The organism is Faecalibaculum rodentium, assembly GCF_001564455.1.
Lineage (GTDB): Bacteria > Bacillota_I > Bacilli_A > Erysipelotrichales > Erysipelotrichaceae > Faecalibaculum > Faecalibaculum rodentium.
Genome location: NZ_CP011391.1, coordinates 1,021,161 through 1,043,883, shown reverse-complemented (window position 1 = coordinate 1,043,883; position 22,723 = coordinate 1,021,161). Strand labels below are relative to the sequence as shown.

Here is a 22,723-nt window from a genome sequence, read left to right as displayed (position 1 = left end):
GCTCCCGGAAGCTGGAAGGAGGGCAGATCCTGGTATGCATCATACGCAAACAGATGAACTTTCTGAAAAAAACAGGCATCCTTCTGAAGGGCATACACTGAGTCCCTTCCCTTTTTCAGACACAAACAAGCGATACCACACCTATTCCTATGCCCTGAAGCAGCAGTACGGAAAAAAGCTGGCCAAGATTCCTCTGGATGCAGGTTTCACCTGTCCAAACCGGGATGGAACAAAGGGATGGGGTGGCTGTCGCTTCTGTTCGTCTCAGGGGTCCGGGGACACGATTCTGCATTCCGGTGAAGATCTGCGGCTGCAGTTCGAAGCGGGCCTGGAAAGAGCACGGAAAAAATGGCCGGATGCATCTGCCATCGCCTATTTCCAGTCCTATTCCAACACCTATGCTCCGCTGCCGGACCTCAGGCGGATACTGGAGCCTGTATTCAGCTGGGAGGATGTGGCGGAAGTTTCCATTGCCACAAGGCCCGACTGTCTGGATGCAGAGAAGATCCTGTGGCTGTCAGAGATGAATCGTGTCAAGCCGGTCTGGATCGAGATGGGTCTGCAGAGTGGCAGGGATGCCACCATGGCTGCCATGAACCGGGGTCACAATACCTCAATACTTGTTGCCTGTATGAAGCAGCTGCAGGGAACCGGGATTCGAACGTGTCTGCACATCATCAACGGACTCCCGGGTGAAAGCCATGAGGACATGATGGAGACCGCCAGACTGGTGGCGAGGCTGAAACCGGATGCGGTGAAAATCCATATGCTGCATGTGATTTCTGACAGTGCCCTGGGACAGGACTATCGTCAGTCCCCCTTCCCGCTTCTTTCCATGGAGGAGTATGTGCAGATTGTCTGCGACCAGCTCGAGATCCTGCCACCGGAGATGGTTGTGGAGAGGATCACCGGCGACGGTGTGGCTGACAATCTCCTGGCTCCGGAGTGGACAGTCAAGAAACGAGTGACAATGAATGCCGTGGACCGGGAGCTGGCCTGTCGGGATTCCTGGCAGGGGAAGAGGTACAAACCAGAACAGTGAATGTCTGTGCCGGTCACCCTCAGATATGGAAAGAAGAAAGGCGCCTTCGGTGAACTGTATCAGTTCATGAGGGCGCCTTTTATTGCGAATGCAGTTAATTCATACAGGTTGGGTGTATAACAAATCTCTCTGGTTCCGCCTGGGATGGCTGTCGAAACAGAAAGCTTTTGCTGAAATTCCCGCCGGGTTCAAGCCTGAAGCGCTTCCTCAACCCAGTTCTTCAGTTCTTCCATGGGCATGGACCCTGCATGTTTGGCGAAGGGCTGTCCGCCGCGGAAGACAATCAGTGTCGGATAGGAATCCACGCCATAGGCATCAAAAATCTGCGGGAATTCCTCACCGGAGACCTGAATCACCGGAATGGTTCCTTGTGCGGCAAATTCTTCCAGCGTTGGAAAGAATGCCTGGCAGTACTTGCACCAGGGCTGGAAAAATTCCACCAGCAGCGGACTGTAGCCATTGACTGCGGATTCAAACTGTTCTGTCGATTCAATTTGTGTAAGCATACGCTTCACCTCCATCGATCTATGTTTACAGACTCAGTGTAGAGGAATTCATCCGGAAATCCGCCCGGTTTGACCGCAATACAGCAGCTGGCAGCCACGGGTCTTCTTTATTGGTGTCTGTATTTTCTCAGCCAGAAAACCAGAGACAGCACTGAGGGTACGGCAACCCACAGAATCACAGCTGTGGCCGAGACTGCGCCAAAATCCGGCAGTGTCATGACTGCGGCGGTGTAGAAAACCGCGCTGGGCAGTGAAATCCAGCCCAGAATGCGGTGGGCCAGCGCCCAGGTCTGCGGATGGGATACCGTCCAGGGCAGACGAAGACCCACATACCGGTTCCAGGACAGCTTCGGGCAGATCCACCCGCAGAAGACCATCAGAACAGTGATCAGCAGCCAGGCTGCCAGATTCTCCTGCTGCACCGACAGCTGCAGGTATCCCGTCTCTGTCGCCATGATCCCCGCTGTGATCAGAAGGATGAGGAGAATGGAAAATATCGTGACGGTTCTGAAAGCGGAAAGCGCCGGAGACGCTGAAGATGCACCGGTCATCAGCGGCAGGTTTCTGTACAGGATCACCAGACTGCCCAGAGCGCAGAGACTGATGCCGGCGGCCGATAGAATCTCATTGCGGACCCCCAGGGCAATCATGAGGCTCAGGAAAGCCAGGAACAGGATGTGTTCCCGCTTCCCCGTGATGAGTTTCTGCCGGTTCCGCTCCCGGTCCATTTCTTCCAGTTTCGCCCGGGCGGTCTCCAGACTGGCTTTCATATCCGGATCCTGACCTTCCTGCGCATCCAGTTCCAGCAGCCGGTTCACCGGTACATGCAGAATCCGGGAGAGTTCCGGAATCATGGAAGCGTCCGGCACCGACAAGCCCCGCTCCCATTTGGATACGGTCTGTCTGACTACATGCATCTGCAGTGCCAGTTCCTCCTGTGACATACCCGCCTGTTTTCTGGCATCTCTGATTGTATCCTGTATCATGGCCGGTCCTCCCTTGCTTGTGGCAGCCGGGATCATTTCACGGGCTGCTCTATCTGTTTATATCAGCAACTGCCGGCTTCTGACACGCAACGAAAAGCAACATCCCGGTTCAGCACCGGTTTTTGCCGAAAAAACCGGCAGTTCTGCTGATGCAGAAATCTGCCGGTTTTATGGGGGTTTATCTGATTATCAGTTTGGTAAAACTACCGATTCACCAGTATTGATGTCGCCTGATCCCACTTGAACAGCAATCCCGGCAAGCTCCGATTGTATATCGGTTCCGTTCTCTAGGATTTTGACATCTGTGCTCCAGATTATTTGACCATCACTCTGCAGCAGGATGGTTGCCGGCAATCCACAGCTGTTCATTGTTACCTCATACAGGCAGTCTGCTCCATTTTCACTGGTAAATGGTATCTGCCAATTACTCCCAGCTTTCTCAGCCTCCTTCAAACACTCTTCCCTGTCACTGACCGAAATGCCTGGAAACAGAAGATTCCAGATCATCGTATCCCAGTCCCAGTCAGCAGATTCTTTGTTATCTGAAGAAAGAATCTGCTGGAGACTCCATTCCTTATCTGTTTCCCGGATCAGGACAAAGTTCAACTGGACATCTTTACTGTATATATCCACAGTCCAGGTTTCTGTATCAGGAGACTGACCAATCTGTACCGTTGAAACACCTGAATCATCGCGGAGAATCTGCCAGGTATACCCACCTCTGCTGACTTCTACGCCAGTACAGGACTCCAGGGAATCCAGAGCTTCAGACAGATTGGTCGATTCCATATCACCATCCACGGACTGGCAGGCTTCATACACAGGCTGGAGGGAAACAGTAGATGTTTTCTGGATGGGTTCTTTCGCTGTACATCCACCAAGTATCTGAGAGGTGATCAATAAACATCCGCAGGAAAGATTAGCAAACTTACTCATCGAACGTAGATTTCATTAATAATTCCAAGATATCCGAGTGTGGCCCGCTGAATCAAGTTCCAAAGTTAAATACCAACTGCCTGAAACCGCTGTATAGCCATCCTGAGTCACATTACCTATAAATGTTAAGCTCGCTATCGCTGTTGAAGAGCCAGCACTACCTCTAACGATTGATAAATTAGAAGAATTTATAGTCACTAATGCACCAGTAATACTCGGGTTATACACAGTCCGAATCATTGTAGGTGATTTTTGTACAGTTGCGTTAAACGAAGCGCTTACAAAGCCGTTAGAATAATGTGGTGTTAATGTACTGGTTCCACTCGGAATTGTCCCCGCACTCCACGGGCCAGTTGCATAAGGAGATATGCCCGATTCTGGCTGGATATCTAATGTCACAACCTCATCACCAACACTGTACAATGTAACTGTTCCACTTAATACAGCTTGATCGAGAATCGCAGTTTTCTCCCCTTTGCTGTTTTCAAAGACAGTGACACCTTCAGTTACATTACCTGCATAAATTTCATGGAATTCATCTGTCGTTGCATGGATAGGATTCAACGAGAATATCGTCAACAAAAACGCAGTTGCCATAACGAGCAAATATTTAAATTTTTTCACCAGATTTATTCAATATCATTTTTAGATGCTGTTTTCCTTTCTTAGTCGAGCTCTCCTTAATTAAGGTATAGCACACTGAGAAAGGGCTTTCAAGAAACTTGTAGTTATTTGATTCGTCACTTTCCGCTACGGATTGCGTTTTAGTTCGTTTGGCACTATATTGGCGATATATTTATCTTATATATCTTGAATATATATATTTTTTTAATGTTTACACTTGCTGCATTCGTCTGATATATTTCACAAAACTCTTTCGACATCTCAGATCCAACGATCATTGCTTTTATCGCATTATAAATGTTAATCATAGAATGAAGCCTTCCAATTTTATAATGTTAACCAGTTTTTTCCTGAAAAAATACCGGCAGCCTGCCTATGCAGCCACTGCCGGTTTTCATATCTCTGTCTTCCCTGGTTTTATACCAGGTGAAGGCAGTACTGGTTTTTCTTTCCTTTTTTCAGGATCACGCAGTCATCTGCATACATGTCATCTGCGCCTACAATGTGCATGGGATCTGTGACCTTGACGCCGTTGATGGCAATGGAATTGCATTTGGTCCATTCCCTGGCTTCGCGCTTTGACTTGGCAATGCCTGTCTGCACCAGCACATCTTCCAGGGGGAGATTCGCAGCAATCTCCATTTTTTCCATGGGTGCCACTGCCTGATGACGCTGTTTGGGTGTCAGTTCCTGAAGTCTGCCCCGGAACAGAGCTTCCGTGATGGCCAGCGCGGTATCCAGCGCCTCCTGGCCGTGCAGATCGCGTACCACTTCCGCTGCCAGGGCTTTCTGTGCCGGACGCAGATGCGGAGCCTCGGCCTGCTGTTTTTCCAGATCGTCGATTTCTTCCGGGGTCAGGAAGGTGAGTTTCTTCAGATACTCGCCCACTTTGGCATCCTCTGTATTGAACAGGAACTGGTACAGATCATAGGGACTGGTCTTTTCGGGATCCAGCCAGACTGTTCCGGACTCGGATTTTCCGAACTTGGTTCCGTCTGCTTTGGTGATCAGCGGCATGGTGAGGCCGTAAGCTTTTACATCAGCACCTTTTTTCTTCCGGATCAGCTCCAGGCCGGAGGTGATGTTGCCCCACTGGTCCTGTCCGCCGATCTGCATCTGGCAGTTGTATTCCTCCAGCAGGTGCAGGAAGTCCAGGGACTGCAGGATCATGTAGGAAAACTCCGTGTAGGAGATGCCGGACTCCAGTCTCTTTTTGACGGTTTCCTTGTTCAGCATATAGGTTACATTGAAGAATTTCCCGTAGTCCCGGAGGAAATCAATGATGGACAGGTCTTTGGTCCAGTCCAGGTTGTTGACCATCTGGAAACCGAACAGATCGCTGATCTGCCGGTGCAGGGCTTCGTAGTTGTGTGCAAGGACCTCCGGTGTCAGCATGCTTCGTTCACCTGTAGCCTTAGGATCGCCAATGAATCCTGTCGCACCGCCAACGAGCATGATGGGATGATGACCGTGTTTTTGCAGACGTTTGGCCATCAGGAGGCTGGAATAGTGCCCGATGTGCAGGGAATCGGCCGTGGGATCTGTACCAATATAAAATGTCAGTTCCCCGTTGTTGATTTCATTTTCGAGATCGGGGCTGGTCACGTCGTTGACGAGACCGCGCCATTGCAGTTCTTCAAATAATTCCATATGATTTCTCCTCCTGATTCTGACGGGATCTTTCGACAGCTGCACCGGGTATAAAAAAAGCGTCCTGTCAAAGGACGCTTGCGCGCGGTACCACCTTCGTTCATGGAGTCTGTCCATGCCCTCTGCCTGTAACGCCGGCCAGGCGTCCCTCGGGGATGCTCCCGGGTGTATTCGCCGGTGGAATCCGCAGCGTTGCACCAAACCGCCGCTCTCTTCAGGTATTCCGCTCCGGGTACTGATCCCGTTCTTCGCTATGCAACGATAGTACCGTCTGGCTCTTTCTGTTGTCAACCACTAAAATGGGATCATGAATGATGACGAAATCAGAGAAGTGGAACACGAAGCAGACAGGCTGCATTTTAAATCAGCACTGCAACTATTGCAGAAAACCAGGAGAACGGAGACGGATGATACAGATTGGCACCGTCTGATGGCCAGGATACTGCGCGGGCTGTCAGACAGCCGGGCTGCACTGGATCATGCCCGAAACGCCGGTACTGCACCCAGGGCGCAACTGGAATTGGCGAAATGTCTGTTTGCCGCCGGACAGACCGAGGAAGCCGGGCAACGACTGACAGCTATTTGTACTGATTCCAGTGATCTGGCTGCCTGTCTGTCGCTGGCTGCCTGGTGCGCAGAAATGGGAGAAGTGACCAGAGCCCGGAACATCCTGCAGTCTTCTTCTCTTCATCAGCTTCCTCCTGGAGGACTGCGGATGGACTGGCTGATCCTGACTGCCGATCTGGCTTCGTTTGAAGAGAATATGGATACAGCTTTCAGGTTTTACAGGCAGGCGCTGCATGAAACAGAATCCTGTATCCCTTCAAACTGGCAGCCGCTGCGTCGGATGCTGATCCTTCATAATATGGCAGATTCGCTGGAGCAGATGGAGAGGCCGGATCAGGCCATGGACCTTTACAGACAGGCGATGCGCGAAATGAAGCAGCAGCACAGAACAGATGGAACCGTGACCGATCTGTCAGGATACGAAGCAGAGCTTTTACTGTCCGTTGCCAACTGTCTTGGCAATATGGAAGAGTACGAAACTGCACATGAGTTTCTGAACAAGGCGGATCGCCTGCTGGCTGGTGATCCGCCCAGACAGAAATCCTACTTTCACGGGAGAAGACTGTACATTGGTGGCCTGCTCGCCCTGAATGAAAGCAGAAACACCGAGGCTGCACACCTGTTTGAACAGGCCCTGACAGTTCAGAAAAAACTGTGTCTTTCCGGTCAGGACAAACCGGAACATGCAGCACGGACTGCGTATTATCTTGCTTCAGTCCTTCCGGATACAGAAACCCGGAGAAAACTCGCATTATACGAGGAAGCCTGGCCTGTTTTCGAACAGATGCAGGATAAGGAACCTGCCTTCTATCTGTCTGCAAGGGCAGAGATGGAAAACGAACGCGGCCGGCTGAGCAGTGACAGATCCCTGGGAACCCGTCATTACAGATACTCTGTGGCTCTTTACAATCAGGTACTCGCCCTGCACCCTGAAGATTCCCTGGCACGAGAGTCCAGGCTGGCCGCCAGAGTCAATCTGTATCTGCTGTCTCCGTGTCAGGACCTTGAAAACTGCATCCGGAAGGAGCTGACTGCTCTGCAAAAACAATCCGGTTCTCTGTTTCTGGATACGGTTTCGGCGTATCTCCTGCACAGCGGAGAATGTTCACCGGCATTCCATGAGTGGCTCACACAATTCCGCCAGACACTTCCTTCACCCTACGACGCTTAGGAACACGGTATCGGAATTCGCTGTAAACAAACAGTCATGCGCAGTATGACTGGATCATGCACCAAAGCAGGCGATCCATAATGACACTGCAGCTGCTGCCACAGCAAGCCAGGGAGCGGTCAGATCGAAGATCCGGCCTGCTTTCGCAGAAGATACAAGATGTTGAGGCTGTGAGCAGCCTGCAGCTGCCGGATATGTTCTAAATTCCTGTACTTTCAGTCCATCGTTCATTATGTGGTACCTGCCTTTCCTGATGAAAACAGAGCGTGATTGTATTACTTATTTTGATACTTCATATGTTGATTTTGTATCTATCCATTCACGGACTGTTTACGATGTCAGTATAAACTCTAAATCTCAGATTGTAAACAGAAAGTTGTCCTGATATAATTCAGTCATGGAAAACAAACAGCTGAAGGACAACATCGTCGGGGAAAGAATCCAGTCGCTGCGCAAAGAACGCGGCATGTCACTGGACTCCCTGGGAAAGGAACTGGGGGTCTCGAAGGCCTACATTTCCTATATCGAACGCGGTGAACGGCAGCCCGGGCGCAATATTCTCGTACGGCTTGCCGATTTCTTCAACACCGACATTGACTGGATGATGGGACGCTCGGATATTCGCAGCAGTTCAGAAGAATTTGCGATTCCCAGGCTGCAGCCGATCCCTGTGTATTCCTGCATCTCCTGCGGAACCGGCCTCTGGGTGAATGAGCAGCCGGAAGCTTATACAGGCGCTCCCGACTGGATGCTCCGCCCATCCAAGGATTACTTCGCCAATCCTGCCGAAGGAAACTCCATGTACCCGACTATTGAAAATGGAGACTGCATCATCTTTGAACAGACGGAAAATGTACGCTATGGCCAGATTGGCGCCTTCAGTCTGAACGGTTCATATTACTGCAAACGACTCGAAAAGAAACCTGACGGCTCATTCTGGCTTATGTCAGACAATGAAGACTATGACCCCATCCCCATTACCGGAGATGATGAATTCCGCATCCTTGGCGCCTACAGGCTTCGGATCACCCGCAAAGGATCCTGATTGATTTCCCCTGCCGACCGGCTTTGGCCGGTCTTTTTCAATGCCGATCATGAAGCAATCTTATCTCACTAACTGGCACGATTGTTGCCATATATCAGCAGTTTTCCTGACTATCTCAGAGAGCCCCGGCAGCCGAGTCCTGATTTCAGGCAGTTTGTTTGCGATTCCCTGTGCCTGACTCGCAGACCTGTCCATTGCTCTGAGAATAAAAAAACGGCCTGCAGGCGGGTACAGCATTCTGTCCCCGGTCGGCAAACCGTTCAACATTCAGATATTTTCTCTACTTCGCAACAATATTCACAACTCTGCCCTTGATGACAATGACTTTTTTGACATCCTTGCCCTCAAGGTGTTTCTGTACAGAACCCAGAGAAAGGGCTGTTTCCTCCAGTGCCTTGTCATCAGTGCCTGCTGCAGCTTCAAATTTGCCGCGGACTTTTCCGTTGACCTGCACAACGATGGTGTTGACTGCCTCCACCAGTTTGGATTCATCCCATTCAGGCCAGGACGTGTAGGCAATGGATTCGCTGTTGTGGAACACTTCTTCCCAGAGCTCTTCTCCCAGGTGCGGTGCAAAGGGGTACAGAAGTTTGACAAATCCTTCTGCATACTCAACCGGCATGGATTTGTGTTTGTAGACTTCGTTCATGAAAATCTGCATGGCGCTGACAGCCGTGTTGAAGTTCAGAGTATCAATGTCCTTTGTCACTTTCTTCACCGTCTGGTTGTAGACTTTGTCCAGCGCATGGTCATTGGTTTCCGTGATTTCCACTGCACCATGATAGGCACGCCATACCCGCTCAAGCCATTTCCTGGTTCCGTCGAGGCCTCTGGCACTCCATGGCAGACCCGCTTCCAGAGGACCCATGAACATTTCATATACCCGCAGGGCATCTGCACCATGAGACTCAATGATCTCATCCGGATTTACCACATTTCCACGGGACTTGGACATTTTTTCACCGTTCTCCCCCAGGATCATGCCCTGGTGGAACAGCTTCTGGAAGGGTTCCTTCGTGGGAACAACGCCACGGTCATACAGGACCTTGTGCCAGAACCGGCTGTAAAGCAGATGCAGAACGGCATGTTCCGCTCCACCGACATACAGATCCACAGGAAGCCAGTGTTCCAGCAGCTTTTTGTCAGCCAGGGTGTCCTGGTTTTTGGGATCGATATACCGCAGGTAATACCAGCAGGATCCGGCCCACTGGGGCATGGTGTTCGTTTCTCTTGTTCCTTTGACGCCGTCAATTTCCACATTCAGGAAATCCGGCACATTGGCCAGAGGGGACTCGCCATTGTCTGCCGGCTGGAAATTGTCTGTTGCCGGCAGTTCCAGCGGCAGGTCTTTTATATCCACGGTACGGGTGGTCCCATCTTCCATGTGGATGATGGGAATCGGTTCCCCCCAGTACCGCTGCCGGGAAAACAGCCAGTCACGGAGTTTGTAGGTGGTTTTGGCTTCGCCAACGCCTTTTTCCTCCAGCCAGGCAATCATTTTTGCAATGGCTTCCTCTTTGCCCAGGCCATTCAGCCATTCGGAGTTGATGTGAACCCCGTCTTCTGTCCAGGCTTCTTCCTCAATGTTTCCGCCTTCCAGCACCGGTATGATTTCCAGGCCGAACTTCCTGGCAAATTCATAGTCCCGGGTGTCATGGGCCGGAACAGCCATGATTGCACCTGTGCCATAACTTGCGAGAACATAATCGGAGATCCAGATGGGGATTTTTTTCCCGTTGACCGGATTGACGGCATAGGCGCCGGTGAAGACACCTGTCTTTTCCTTGTTCAGTTCCGTGCGTTCCAGATCGGATTTGGTTGCACAGGCTTTCTTGTAGGCTTCTACCGCTTCTTTCTGCTCCGGTGTGGTGATTTCATCCACAAAGGGATGTTCAGGGGCCAGAACACAATAGGTTGCGCCAAACAGTGTGTCACAGCGGGTGGTGAATACTGTGAACTCCCTGTCATGACCATCAATTCCAAAGACCACATTGGCACCATTTGACTTGCCGATCCAGTTGCGCTGCATCTCCTTGGTGGACTCAGGCCAGTCGACATCATCCAGGTCCTTCAGCAGCCGCTCTGCATACTCTGTGATTTTCAGCACCCACTGCCGCATGGGTTTCCGGACAACGGGGTATCCGCCACGTTCCGATTTGCCGTCAATGACTTCTTCATTGGCAAGCACGCACTTCAGTTCGGGACACCAGTTAACCGGGATTTCATCGATGTAGGCAAGTCCCTGTTCGTACAGCTGAAGGAAGATCCACTGCGTCCATTTGTAGTAGTCAGGATCGCTGGTCGCTATTTCTCTGTCCCAGTCGTAGCTGAACCCAAGAGCCTGGATCTGATCTCTGAAATGGTCAATGTTTTTCTTTGTGAACTCTGAGGGGTGATTCCCTGTCTGGATGGCATACTGTTCAGCAGGCAGTCCGAAGGAATCAAAGCCCATGGGATGCAGCACATTGTATCCGTCCATGCGCTTTTTGCGGGCGATAATGTCTGTTGCCGTATATCCCTCGGGGTGGCCAACATGCAGGCCATTGCCGCTTGGATATGGGAACATGTCCAGGACATAGTATTTGGGTTTGGAGAAGTCGGAGGTATCTGTGGCAAAGGTTTTTTCCTTCAGCCACCGGTCCTGCCACTTCTTTTCAATGCTTTTGTGATCGTACATCTGATCGTTCTCCTTCCATGCCGGATCCGGGCTCAGCCGGTTTGAAACGATGCCGCATCAACGGTGCAGACAAAGAAAAAGCGCCCTGTCAAAGGACGCTTGAATGCGCGGTGCCACCTTCGTTCCCTGCCTTGTCTGCAGGACGCTTGTCCGTAACGCTGAACTGCGGGTCCATGACCAGCTCCGCGGCCAGTTCACGGTCCGAACCTGCCAGGCTCGCACCAGCCGCCTGTTCTCTCCATCTGTCGGGATCCGTTACTATTCCGTTTCAATGCTTTTTCAACATATCAGACAACCGGCAGGAAATCAATCCTGTTTTTTCAGATTGCGGATCTGTCGACTGCGTTCAACCGCCTGTCCACTGGTTTACATCACTGCCAGTCAGGTTCTTCTGTATTCAGTCCCAGTGGACTGCAGATATTCCGGTGAAATCCATGAACAGAACCAGCGTCCCGTATTTTCCTGTACACCGTATGGCTGTATCCTGATATTCCAGCTCAACGGTATCCTCCTGTATCTGAACCTGGCGCAGGGATTCCGGCTGTTTTCGATCGCAGAGCTTCATCGTCTGACCTTCATGCCAGAACGCCTTGGCCTGATCAATCACAGAGAGTTCCCAGACACTGCGGTCCTGTGCACGTTTGAGCCAGATCCAGGCATCCATACGGGCAGTGCAGGCCGCACAGACAGCGGCAGTGAACATCAGACACAGAAGTGCAGGCACGAGCGAGAACCCGTTAGCGGATCTGTGTCCGCCCTTTTTCTGTTTCCAGCCAGACAGCATCCGGTTCACAGGCAAACCTCCCTTCGTCGAGTGATTCCAGCAGGATTTCATACCCCGGTGTCTGGACAAGCCTGTCCCCGCTGAATGTCAGGGAATATTCCTGGTTGTTTCGTATCATGACCAGTGCCGTCTCAGAACAGGAAGAAATCCTGCTTACAGCCGCTCTCTGGCGAATCTGCAGGAATCCCAGGTTTCTCTGGATATCAGGATCATACCGGAAAAGTCTGCCTCCTGACTCCATGAGGGAAGACAAAAGCGCCGCACAAATCCCGGCCGCAAGCAATCCAAGCAGCGCTTCAGTCATGGTGAAACCATTTGGTTTCAATTGTCTGACTGACAGTTTCCCGGCTGTGGGATCCGGCCATCTCCACTGCCTGTGTGAGCAGCATGGCGCAGATTGCAAGAGCCACAATGGCGAGAAGGGCTTCCTGCAGGAAAAACCCGTTGATGATCTGCCTGTTTTCACGTGTTTCGTGACCGCCTTTCATCGGATTGTGACCCGCCCTGCTCCGATTCGGAAAACCAGGGAATGGTCTTCCTCTCCGTTGGTGCAGTTGACGGTTCCTCCCTGGGAAATTGTGCCGTTGCCGGTATAGTGCCAGCTGAATGGCGTACAGACAGTGCCAGATGGAAATCCGGTCTCCCCATCTTCAGTCCGGAGAGCATTACCGGTGATTTCCAGATGGCGTTCCTCATTCATGGCGTAGGCCTTGACCTGCTGCTCCAGAATGGAACTCTCCAGAGTCTTCATGAACACTACCAGCGGCACTGGCTTGACTGAGGCAGTGAACACCGCAAGAACTGACACCATAAGCAGCACCACCATCATTTCCACGATGGTGAATCCATTGGGTCTGCACGAAGCTGAACCCGCCTTCCTGTTCATCGGGACACAGCCTGGCCATTTTCGATCACCGGAGTGGTTCCGTCCGGACAGACCATCTGGGCTTCCTTTAAATAGCCCTCATGGAGCAGCTCATTCAGATCCACCGGTTTGCGGTCGTGTTCGATCTCAAACAGCAGAATCTGGCTGTCAATCACATCCAGCATCGCCTGACAACCAGTTTTTCTGATGAGAGTATTCTTTGATTGCACATTTGGCAGTGTAATCATCAGCAGAACAGCCACGACCAGCATGACAATCATCATCTCCAGAATCGTAAACCCGTTGGGTCTGGACCTAAGGTCTCCCTTTTTCTTTCTCAGTTTCATCAAATCCTCTTTCTTTGTTCTGTCTCTCCCATGAATTTCAATCAACAGGACAACACAGTCATTTACATCGCGTTCAGCATATTCATAGGCGCCAGCAGCACCTGGTATACAATCACTGCAAGTACACCCACAGAACCATAGGAAATCCCCGTCAGTGTCCGGACAACCTGACGGACTTTTTCTGTCTGCAGCCGTTTTGTGCGGTTTTCATAAATCTTCAGAAGACTGCACACTTTACCGGTTTCCAGCCCGGTTTCCACGTGCTTCACCAGGACCGGATCAATCCACGGAGCGGAGCCCAGAATCTGAACCCAGCTCCCTCCCTGGAGGGCTGTACGTTTCATGGCCTTGACCTGTTGGACAAACACCTTTGGTCCGGGCAGTTTCTCAAGAGCAGTCAGCAGTGCGGCTGTGGACAGTTCCTGTTCCAGCAGGGAACGTATACATACAGCCAGATACAGACTGTGTCTCTGACGGATAAAAGCAGGTCCAAGACAGGCTGAATGAAGCATCTGTCCCTGTATGCCCGTCCAGAGAACCAGGCCTGCAGCCGTCAGCAGAACCAACAGCAGCAAAAACACTGTCTTCACTGTTTTCATCCACAGAGGCAGCAAATCTCCTTCCAGGAAATCGGACATCATGGGAAGAACGGATTCATCAAAGAACATGAACATAGCGAACACTCCGGCAAGAATGGCATACGGATACATGATCTGCAGGATGGGTTTCCGGTCATTGAATCCTCTGATATCCGCCAGTGTATAGATGGTGTTTGCGGCTGTCTGAAGATCCATGACTTCCAGGAAAGCACCCAGCATATTCCATCCGGGCAGTGAAGCCAGAACGCTCTGAAAGGTTTTTCCCTTCTCCAGACCATGCAGGAGTTGCCTGGCTGTTCCAGGTGCAAACGCAAGTTTTGCGGCTGTCCGGGCACCAACACCGAGGTGCTGGAGGGAGAGGAAGGCATCGAATTCCAGCCGCTGCTGTTCATCGGGGAAAGTCGCGTAATGCGTCCTCCCTGCAGACAGATCCATCTGAAGCAGCCTGATGAACGATGTCTTCCAGCCGTCTGAATCCCGGGGGATACACCCCTTTATCCAGCAGATGCAGGATCTCCGGTTTTGTGATGATTTCATGAAGACATACCTCCTTTCTGTTTTCAGACACACCCCGACATCCTGCAGCCGGATAGAGTCTCTGGGAAATCACTGCATCCAGCTGTTCCCGGATCAGTTCCTCACCAATGCCCAGGTCCCTGAGCCGCCAGAGACATTCCCGTCCGTTTCCCGCATGGATCGTCGCAAGTACAAAATGACCGGTAAATGCAGCGGTAAACAGCTTTGCTGCTGCGGACGGAGTGCGCACTTCCTGGATACAGATCACATCCGGATCATGGCGCATGAGTTCTTCAATCCCCCGCTCATACGTCAATCCGTTCTCTTCATCGATGCCGATCTGCAGATAACTCGGATCGGGAATCTCAATCGGGTCTTCAAGACTCACACACTTCAAGTCATGCACCAGACTCGCTTCGCGAAGAATGGCGTGGAGTGTTGTGGTTTTACCCGATCCTGTTGGTCCCACAAACAGAACGAGGCCTTTGGTCCGTCCAGCAAGTTTGTGGAAAAATTCCGTCACTGCTGTATCGGATGACAGATCCTGAATGTGAAGGGAAGTATCGGTTTGCATGAGTCGGAGCACCCCGGTTTCCATATCCTGGGCCGGCAGGAATGCAAACCGGCAGTCAGTCCCGGCCAGGGAGCCGGATCCTGACTGAGGACTGTGCAGTCTGGTGAGATCCAGGCCCATGCGGTACTTCAGGTATTCGAGAAGAGAAATCTCAAATATATCCTGTTCAAGCTGTACCAGACCATCAGGCTGACGCAGAGATATCTCCAGGCTGTTACCGCGCCTGATGAAGTGAATATCCGATGCCCGCCGGTTTCTTGCCAGACGAATCAGTGCCAACAGTTTTTCTTCCATAGAATTCCCTCCTGTGCTTCCCACTCAGAGCCTGTACTTATATATTCGCCGGCAAGCCTGATTTTTGAGAAAACTTTCTGGAGGATGGTGTCCGGTGGTTTTTCCGTTTGCCTCTGCAATGTTCACAATTCATTCATGTCAATACAGGCAGACCCGTTGCGGGCCCATATCTGTCTGGAAAACCGGTCCTCTGGCCAGTCACAAACCTGTCACTTCAGAAACCTGCCGTCTTTTCAGAAAGTGACAGATGTAAAATATGAAGACTATGAAAAACCTGCAGGATTTCCCGCAGGCTGTGTATAAGACAACGATGTTCAACTCCGGATTTGACTGTTCCGGCAACAGATTATCTGAAATATGGATTCCAGGATTTTTCCTGGCCGATGGTGGTTGCCGGGCCATGTCCTGGATAGACAATCAGATCATCCGGCAGTGTCTTAAGGACCGCAATGCTTTCCTGCATTTCCTGCCAGCTGCCCGTTGGCAGGTCTGTCCTGCCGACAGATCCCTGGAAGAGAACATCTCCTGTAAATGCTGTGTTCCCGATGATATATACCGTGCTGCCCCTGGTATGACCAGGGAGAGTCAGAGCTTCGACCATGAAGCCGCCAATCTCGTTTTCTCCCTCGTGAACCGGCAGAGGCCTGGCTGTGCTGGACAGATATCCGCCGAATGCTGAGGATCCATTCAGATCAGCACTGGAGAGAAAGGAAAATTCAAGAGGATTCATATAGACATCAACATGGAATTCTTTCAGCAGCGCATCCAGACCGCCGATATGATCAAAATGAGCGTGGGTCAGCAGAACTGCTTCCAGCGTGGCATGATTCCGCTCCAGAATATGTTTCAGGTCTTCAAACCTATCACCGGGATCGATCAGCAGAGCTTTCCCGTCCTGGATGATGACATAACAATTCGCCTGGACTGGTCCAAGCGGTATGCAGATGACTTTCATTCAATTTACTCCATTAAACAGAAAAAAGACCGCAATAGTCCGGTCTTCTTACTTCTTCTCCTTGTGCTCAGTCTGGGCATTGCATTTTTTGCAATACTTTTTCACTGTCATCCGTTCCGGATGTTTCTTTTTATTTCTGGTGCCGATGTAGTTTTCTTCACCGCAGACGGCGCACTTGAAAGTGATACGATCTCTCACGCTTCAGACCTCCCTCTTTGTTCCATACGTATTGATAATATCATAGTCCGTCAAGACCGTGCAACCTCAGACCTGGCAGCAGGACAGTCTCCCTGCAGACGGATTTGTTTTCTATTCTGTCAGTACATACGGAAGCTGCGACAGATCATCGATTCCATCTGGTGTCACCTCATTGCCGAATCCGTATCTGCACCAGATAAACGGTATCCCGGCTTTCCTGGCAGAAAGCCTGTCACCCGATGTATCTCCAATGTATAAAGCGAAGTGTAGTCCGTTTCTCTCCATCAGGATCCGAAGGTTCTCATCCTTGTCCAGTCCGGTTTCTCCATTGGAGATGAAGCTGTCGACAACATCTCCAAGTTTTGAGACCTCAAGAAAGGTTTCAATATACCCTTCCTGGCAATTGGATGCAATTCCGATCCAGTGATCACAACTGAGTTTCCGAAGCGTATCCGCAGTGTCGGGATACAGGCAGTCTTTGCCGGTCTCCAAAAGGCGGGTGTTCTCCTGCTGTTCTGCCTGCCTGACCAGGCGATTTCTCAGGTCATCCTCAAGATCCGGAAAGATGGCTTCTCCGAAGGCGTTCATGGGTTTGCCCATCAGAGAGGTCAGCAGCGGGAATGTCAGAGGCCGCCCATAGCCTTCCTCTTCGAACACGTCATTCCAGATTCTGATGACTGGTTCTCTTGTATCCCAGAGAGTTCCGTCAAGGTCAAATATCAGTGCTCTGTGTTTTCTGTCCATGGCTTCATTGTACCTGTCATTCTGAAAACCTGCATACAGGAATCAGTGCTTCCAGACCTCGATGCAGAACGGAAAACACATTGTTTTATGGAATGAGGTCAGATGCTGCTCTAGAGCAGTGGATTCTGCCAGATTTCAGAAAGAGAAAAGATGCCTGTTTCAGGATCCCAGTCCAGCTCTGCCACACTGCAGTTGTTGAATCTTGGCGGTTTCATATCACAAGCTGTCAGGAATGCCCGGATCGCACATCCGTGGCTGACTGCCAGTACGGACTCTGTATCAGGCTGCTTCATCACTTCCGTCAATGTTTCTTTCATGCGGTTCCCTGCGTCACTGAACAGTTCACCACCGTAGTGAGGCAAAGAAGTTTCCCAGTCTCTGGGAACCATTTTGTTCAGCCACCCTTCATAAAGGCCAAAGCTCATTTCCTTGATCCCTTTCAGCCGGTCATATGGCTGCTCTGTGACCAGTTCCAGAGTGTCGCTGGCGCGCTCCTGCGTGGAGGATATTGCAAGATCGGTTTGAATCTCCCGTTCCCTGAAATAGTGGTCCCGTGTATACAGAGCCTGTTCTTTTCCTTTCTCCGTCAAAGGAGAATCACAGACACCCTGTACACGATCCTGTTCATTGAACATGGTCTGTCCATGTCGCATAAGATATAACTTTTTCTTCATGGCCTCACTCTATCAGCAAATGGATCTGGATTCAGGAATATCCACTAGTAAGCGTTTTCGAAAATTCCACTGTTTCCAAGATACAAAAAAAGCCGCCACTGGCGACTGCTGGAATCCTGTCTTCAGGTCACTCTCTGAAAACCACACACGATATGTCTTTCGTTTCCTGTCTTTCCGCAAAGCTGCGGGCTTCTTCTTTAGATCAAGTCCTCGACCGATTAGTGCCAGTCAACTCCATGCATCTCTGCACTTCCATCCCTGGTCTATCCACCTCGTAGTCTTCAAGGGGTCTTACTTCTCTTTTAGAATGGGAGATCTCGTCTTGGGTCCGGCTTCGTGCTTAGATGCTTTCAGCTCTTATCCGTTCCCTGCTTGGCTACCCAGCTCTACCATTGGCATGATAACTGGTGCACCAGCGGCAGGTCCATCCCGGTCCTCTCGTACTGAGGACAGCTTCCCTCAGATCTCCGACGCCCACAACAGATAGGGACCGAACTGTCTCACGACGTTCTGAACCCAGCTCGCGTACCGCTTTAATGGGCGGACAGCCCAACCCTTGGAACCGAATCCAGCTCCAGGATGCGATGAGCCGACATCGAGGTGCCAAACCTCGCCGTCGATGTGAACTCTTGGGCGAGATCAGCCTGTTATCCCCAGGGTAGCTTTTATCCGTTGAGCGACGGCCCTTCCATTCGGCACCGCCGGATCACTAATCCCGACTTTCGTCCCTGCTCCAGTTGTCTCTGTCGCAGTCAGGCACGCTTCTGCATTTGCACTCTTCAGTTGGTTCCCATCCAACCTGAGCGTACCTTTGGGCGCCTCCGTTACTCTTTGGGAGGCGACCGCCCCAGTCAAACTGCCCGCCTGGCACTCTCCCCTGTCCCTCTCGGCACACGGGTTAGGGCCCCATACATCCAGGAGTGGTATCCCACCGGCGACTCCACCAATACTTGCGTACTCGCTTCCAAGTCTCCCACCTATCCTGTACATGGCTGTCCAGGACCCAATACCAGGCTGCAGTAAAGCTCCATGGGGTCTTTCCGTCTAGTTGCGGGTAACCTGCATTTTCACAGGTACTAAGATTTCACCGAGTCTGCTGCCGAGACAGCGCCCAAATCGTTACACCTTTCGTGCGGGTCAGAACTTACCTGACAAGGAATTTCGCTACCTTAGGACCGTTATAGTTACGGCCGCCGTTCACTGGGGCTTCGGGTCACTGCTTCACCTCGCGGTTCACAGCTTGCCTTAACCTTCCAGCACCGGGCAGGTGTCACCCCCTATACTTCGCCTTGCGGCTTCGCAGGGAGCTGTGTTTTAGTTAAACAGTCGCTTGGGCCTTTTCACTGCGGCTCTTTCGAGCGCCCCTTCTTGCGAACGTACGGGGCCATTTTGCCGAGTTCCTTGGCAACAGTTCTCTCGCTCACCTTCGCATCCTCTGCGCGCCCACCTGTGTCGGTTTTGGTACGGGCCGTATATGCATTGACACTAGAAGCTTTTCCTGGAAGCTGACTCGATGCGCTTCGCTACTCGCCTTCCGCTTTCGCTTACCCGTCACGCTCTGGTTTCCGTATCCGGATTTGCCTGGATACCACCTGCTTCGCTTGGCCCTCAATCCAGTAAGAGGGTCGCATCTGCCTTCTCCGTCACTCCTTCGCTCCATATACGGGTGCAGGAATCTCCGCCTGCTTTCCATCCGCTGCGCCTTTCGGCCTCACGTTAGGTCCCGACTTACCCAGGGCGGACGAACCTTCCCCTGGAATCCTTGGGCTTTCGGTGTGCAGGATTCTCACCTGCATCTCGCTACTCACACCGGCATTCTCTCTTCCATGCTGTCCATATGCCGTCTCCGTCATACTTCTTCCTGCATGCAACGCTCCCCTACCACATATACTTCCATATACATCCGCAGCTTCGGTACCTGGCTTAAGCCCCGGTACATTTTCGGCGCAGGGCCACTCGACTAGTGAGCTGTTACGCACTCTTTCAAGGATGGCTGCTTCTGAGCCAACCTCCTAGCTGTCCGTGCGTCCCCACATCCTTTTCCACTTAGCCAGTATTTTGGGACCTTTGCTGGCGGTCTGGGCTCTTTCCCTCTCGACCATGGACCTTATCACCCACAGTCTCACTGCCGGATTCCTCCCAGTCGGCATTCGCAGTTTGATCGCATTCAGTACCCCGGGATGGGGCCATCATCCGTTCAGTGCTCTACCTCCGTCTGTCATCCTCCGACGCTAGCCCTAAAGCTATTTCGGGGAGAACCAGCTATCTCCGGGTTCGATTGGAATTTCTCCCCTAGCCACAGGTCATCCGCTAACTTTTCAACGGTAGTCGGTTCGGTCCTCCACAGAATTTCACTTCTGCTTCAACCTGCCCATGGCTAGATCACCCGGTTTCGGGTCTGCTCCATACTACTCTTACCGCCCTCTTAAGACTCGCTTTCGCTTCGGCTCCGTCCTTTCCGACTTAACCTCGCACCATGGAACAACTCGCCGGTTCATTCTACAAAAGGCACGCCATCACCCTTTGACGGGCTCTGACTTCTTTCAGGCACACGGTTTCAGGTTCTCTTTCACTCCGCTCCCGCGGTTCTTTTCACCTTTCCCTCACGGTACTCGTTCTCTATCGCTCACACTGCATATTTTGCCTTGGCGGATGGTCCCGCCTGCTTCCGACAAGATTTCTCGTGTCCCGCCGTACTCAGGATCCCGTCTCATGCTTCCAACACTTCGCTTACGAGGCTTTCACTCTCTCTGGCTGTACTTCCCTGTACATTCTGCTGTGTCATCCGCACTCTTTTGACGGTCCTACTACCCCGGATCTCTCCGGTTTGGGCTTCCTCCCCTTTCGCTCGCCGCTACTCGGGGAATCACTGTTGTTTTCTTTTCCTCCGGGTACTTAGATGTTTCAGTTCCCCGGGTACCTCTCCCTTTCGGGATGACAGCCTTCTGGCTGCCGGGTTCCCCCATTCGGACACCGACGGGTCTTTGCCTCCTTACGGCTCACCGTCGCATTTCGCTGTTTGGCACGTCCTTCTTCAGTACAGTGTGGCCAGGCATCCTCCCTGCGCCCTTCCTTGCTTGATCTGATTCTCTCAAACGTTTTTCGTGCTTTCTTCGAGATATTTTTCTCAGAACTGTTTCTTCTCTGTTCTTTTCTTTCTCTCAGTTTCTTTCTATTTCTCCACAACTTTACTTCAGACCTTCTGTTGTCTTTCATATCGTTGTACGGTTTTCAAAGATCGACCCTGGAAGACACTCTTCCAAAACCGGACAGGAACCACTCTGCTCTTTTTCCTTTTCCCCTGTACTTTCTCCTTAGAAAGGAGGTGATCCATCCCCACGTTCCCGTAGGGATACCTTGTTACGACTTAACCCCAGTCATCGATCCTGCCTTCGACGGCTCACTCCTCTAATGAGGTCATGCCACCGGCTTCGGGCATTACCGACTCCCATGGTTTGACGGGCGGTGTGTACAAGGCCCGGGAACGTATTCACCGCGGCATGCTGATCCGCGATTACTAGCGATTCCAACTTCATGGAGGCGGGTTGCAGCCTCCAATCCGAACTGGGACGGCTTTTATGAGATTCGCTCGACATCCCTGTCTCGCTGCTCTTTGTAGCCGCCATTGTAGTACGTGTGTAGCCCAGGCCATAAGGGGCATGATGATTTGACGTCATCCCCGCCTTCCTCCGGTTTGTCACCGGCAGTCTGGCATGAGTCCTCAGCTTTTCCTGTTAGCAACATGCCACAAGGGTTGCGCTCGTTGCGGGACTTGACCCAACATCTCACGACACGAGCTGACGACAACCATGCACCACCTGTGTGGATGTTGACCTCCGATGCATCTCTGCATCTTCGCATCCCATGTCAAGGCCTGGTAAGGTTCTTCGCGTTGCTTCGAATTAAACCACATACTCCACCGCTTGTGCGGGCCCCCGTCAATTCCTTTGAGTTTCACACTTGCGTGCATACTCCCCAGGCGGAGGACTCACTGCGTTAACTTCAGCACTGAGGTTTCACCCCCAACACTTGGTCCTCATCGTTTACGGCGTGGACTACTAGGGTATCTAATCCTATTTGCTCCCCACGCTTTCGTGCCTCAGCGTCAGCAACAGGCCAGGCGGCCGCCTTCGCCACTGGTGTTCTTCCATATATCTACGCATTTTACCGCTACACATGGAGTTCCACCGCCCTCTCCTGCTCTCCAGTCCTCCAGTTTCCAAAGCCATGCATGAGTTGAGCTCATGCGTTTCACTCCAGACTTGCAGGACCGCCTGCGCACCCTTTACGCCCAATCATTCCGGATAACGCTCGCCACCTACGTATTACCGCGGCTGCTGGCACGTAGTTAGCCGTGACTTTCTGGCGGGGCACCATCAGTCAGCACCCATTTCCTGATGCTGCCTTTTTTCCCCCGCAACAGAGCTTTACGACCCGAAGGCCTTCTTCACTCACGCGGCATCGCTCGTTCAGGCTTGCGCCCATTGACGAAAATTCCCTACTGCTGCCTCCCGCAGGAGTCTGGGCCGTGTCTCAGTCCCAATGTGGCCGTCCGCCCTCTCAGGCCGGCTATGCATCATCGTCTTGGTGGGCCTTTACCCCGCCAACCAACTAATGCACCGCAGGTCCATCCGCGCCCCATCCCCTAGAGGATGTTTCACAGAAAGAAGATGCCTCCTTCCTGTACATCGGGATTTGTTCTCCGTTTCCAGAGCGTATTCCCGGTGCGCGGGCAGGTTCCCTACGTGTTACTCACCCGTTCGCCACTAGAGACCCGAAGGTCTCTCGTTCGACTTGCATGTATTAGGCATGCCGCCAGCGTTCATCCTGAGCCAGGATCAAACTCTCCATTTGATCTGTACTCAGACGCTTTGCGTCTTGTGTTCATGATTGTTTTTCAGGTTCAAAGAATCGACGTTGTATCGTCTTGTATTTACTTCGTTTTTCCTGTCCGGTTTTCAAAGAGCGT

General features: G+C 51.7%; 20 protein-coding genes, 2 rRNA genes and 2 other annotated features. Of the genes, 3 read left to right on the top strand and 19 right to left on the bottom strand.

The window, feature by feature from the left end; all coding sequences use genetic code 11:
* The first annotated feature begins 34 nt into the window (after window positions 1-34).
* On the top strand, window positions 35-1,042 hold the full coding sequence (gene mnmL / locus aalo17_RS05120) for a tRNA modification radical SAM protein MnmL/YtqA (RefSeq protein ID WP_082743257.1): 1,008 nt from the start codon (window positions 35-37) through the stop codon (window positions 1,040-1,042).
* A gap of 188 nt (window positions 1,043-1,230) precedes the next feature.
* On the opposite strand, the gene aalo17_RS05115 is transcribed toward mnmL, so the two are convergent.
* The 5 genes from aalo17_RS05115 to tyrS all read right to left on the bottom strand — a co-directional run bounded on the left by aalo17_RS05115 (window position 1,231) and on the right by tyrS (window position 5,744).
* Window positions 1,231-1,548 carry a thioredoxin family protein gene (locus tag aalo17_RS05115; protein ID WP_067556405.1) on the bottom strand — a complete coding sequence of 106 codons (318 nt, stop codon included), beginning with the start codon at window positions 1,546-1,548 and terminating at the stop codon, window positions 1,231-1,233.
* 107 nt (window positions 1,549-1,655) lie between these two features.
* Window positions 1,656-2,534 (bottom strand): XRE family transcriptional regulator, encoded by an 879-nt coding sequence (locus aalo17_RS05110; RefSeq protein WP_158507728.1) that lies wholly within the window; start codon window positions 2,532-2,534, stop codon window positions 1,656-1,658.
* 189 nt (window positions 2,535-2,723) lie between these two features.
* Window positions 2,724-3,470, bottom strand: a complete 747-nt coding sequence (locus aalo17_RS05105; RefSeq protein ID WP_067556400.1) for a hypothetical protein — start codon at window positions 3,468-3,470, stop codon at window positions 2,724-2,726.
* Between the two features lie 15 nt (window positions 3,471-3,485).
* Window positions 3,486-4,094, bottom strand: a complete 609-nt coding sequence (locus aalo17_RS12590) for a hypothetical protein (protein ID WP_145907519.1) — start codon at window positions 4,092-4,094, stop codon at window positions 3,486-3,488.
* Window positions 4,095-4,511: 417 nt separating this feature from the next.
* Window positions 4,512-5,744 (bottom strand): tyrosine--tRNA ligase, encoded by a 1,233-nt coding sequence (tyrS, locus tag aalo17_RS05100; RefSeq protein ID WP_067556397.1) that lies wholly within the window; start codon window positions 5,742-5,744, stop codon window positions 4,512-4,514.
* A 67-nt stretch (window positions 5,745-5,811) separates the two neighbouring features.
* Window positions 5,812-6,002 (bottom strand) — a binding site (T-box leader).
* A gap of 49 nt (window positions 6,003-6,051) precedes the next feature.
* Here tyrS and aalo17_RS05095 point away from each other — a divergent pair.
* Both aalo17_RS05095 and aalo17_RS05090 read left to right on the top strand, forming a co-directional pair.
* Entirely contained in the window at window positions 6,052-7,482 is a 1,431-nt protein-coding gene (locus tag aalo17_RS05095; protein WP_067556394.1) for a tetratricopeptide repeat protein, read from the top strand.
* A 397-nt stretch (window positions 7,483-7,879) separates the two neighbouring features.
* Window positions 7,880-8,527, top strand: coding sequence for a helix-turn-helix domain-containing protein (locus tag aalo17_RS05090; protein ID WP_067556392.1), 648 nt, complete (start codon window positions 7,880-7,882; stop codon window positions 8,525-8,527).
* A 280-nt stretch (window positions 8,528-8,807) separates the two neighbouring features.
* On the opposite strand, the gene leuS is transcribed toward aalo17_RS05090, so the two are convergent.
* The 14 genes from leuS to aalo17_RS05015 form a co-directional block, all read right to left on the bottom strand.
* A complete protein-coding gene (leuS, locus tag aalo17_RS05085; RefSeq protein ID WP_067556389.1) occupies window positions 8,808-11,204 on the bottom strand; it encodes a leucine--tRNA ligase in 2,397 nt (798 codons plus the stop codon).
* Between the two features lie 88 nt (window positions 11,205-11,292).
* Window positions 11,293-11,485 (bottom strand) — a binding site (T-box leader).
* A gap of 116 nt (window positions 11,486-11,601) precedes the next feature.
* Entirely contained in the window at window positions 11,602-11,997 is a 396-nt protein-coding gene (locus tag aalo17_RS05080) for a hypothetical protein (RefSeq protein WP_145907516.1), read from the bottom strand.
* Window positions 11,942-12,292, bottom strand: coding sequence for a hypothetical protein (locus aalo17_RS05075; RefSeq protein ID WP_067556382.1), 351 nt, complete (start codon window positions 12,290-12,292; stop codon window positions 11,942-11,944). The genes aalo17_RS05080 and aalo17_RS05075 overlap by 56 nt, the downstream gene beginning before the upstream one ends.
* Entirely contained in the window at window positions 12,285-12,476 is a 192-nt protein-coding gene (locus tag aalo17_RS05070; RefSeq protein ID WP_067556379.1) for a hypothetical protein, read from the bottom strand. The genes aalo17_RS05075 and aalo17_RS05070 overlap by 8 nt, the downstream gene beginning before the upstream one ends.
* Window positions 12,473-12,874, bottom strand: a complete 402-nt coding sequence (locus aalo17_RS05065; RefSeq protein ID WP_067556376.1) for a type II secretion system protein — start codon at window positions 12,872-12,874, stop codon at window positions 12,473-12,475. The genes aalo17_RS05070 and aalo17_RS05065 overlap by 4 nt, the downstream gene beginning before the upstream one ends.
* Window positions 12,871-13,200: a competence type IV pilus major pilin ComGC gene (gene comGC, locus aalo17_RS05060; RefSeq protein ID WP_067556374.1), complete on the bottom strand. Its 330-nt coding sequence runs from the start codon at window positions 13,198-13,200 to the stop codon at window positions 12,871-12,873. Before comGC ends, aalo17_RS05065 begins: the two co-directional genes overlap by 4 nt.
* 62 nt (window positions 13,201-13,262) lie before the next feature.
* The gene (locus aalo17_RS05055; protein ID WP_067556371.1) at window positions 13,263-14,234 is read right to left on the bottom strand and encodes a hypothetical protein; all 972 of its coding nucleotides are present in this window, start codon (window positions 14,232-14,234) and stop codon (window positions 13,263-13,265) included.
* Entirely contained in the window at window positions 14,188-15,183 is a 996-nt protein-coding gene (locus aalo17_RS05050) for an ATPase, T2SS/T4P/T4SS family (protein WP_067556367.1), read from the bottom strand. The genes aalo17_RS05055 and aalo17_RS05050 overlap by 47 nt, the downstream gene beginning before the upstream one ends.
* A gap of 346 nt (window positions 15,184-15,529) precedes the next feature.
* On the bottom strand, window positions 15,530-16,138 hold the full coding sequence (locus aalo17_RS05040; protein ID WP_067556361.1) for an MBL fold metallo-hydrolase: 609 nt from the start codon (window positions 16,136-16,138) through the stop codon (window positions 15,530-15,532).
* A gap of 48 nt (window positions 16,139-16,186) precedes the next feature.
* Window positions 16,187-16,336 carry a 50S ribosomal protein L33 gene (gene rpmG / locus aalo17_RS05035; RefSeq protein WP_067556357.1) on the bottom strand — a complete coding sequence of 50 codons (150 nt, stop codon included), beginning with the start codon at window positions 16,334-16,336 and terminating at the stop codon, window positions 16,187-16,189.
* A 111-nt stretch (window positions 16,337-16,447) separates the two neighbouring features.
* Window positions 16,448-17,080 (bottom strand): HAD family hydrolase, encoded by a 633-nt coding sequence (locus tag aalo17_RS05030; RefSeq protein WP_067556355.1) that lies wholly within the window; start codon window positions 17,078-17,080, stop codon window positions 16,448-16,450.
* 110 nt (window positions 17,081-17,190) lie between these two features.
* Window positions 17,191-17,754 carry a histidine phosphatase family protein gene (locus aalo17_RS05025; protein ID WP_075885329.1) on the bottom strand — a complete coding sequence of 188 codons (564 nt, stop codon included), beginning with the start codon at window positions 17,752-17,754 and terminating at the stop codon, window positions 17,191-17,193.
* Window positions 17,755-17,952: 198 nt separating this feature from the next.
* A 23S ribosomal RNA gene (locus aalo17_RS05020) occupies window positions 17,953-20,837 on the bottom strand.
* A gap of 235 nt (window positions 20,838-21,072) precedes the next feature.
* Window positions 21,073-22,608: ribosomal RNA gene (locus tag aalo17_RS05015) — 16S ribosomal RNA — on the bottom strand.
* Together the 16S and 23S rRNA genes form the textbook arrangement of a ribosomal RNA operon.
* Window positions 22,609-22,723 lie beyond the last annotated feature (115 nt).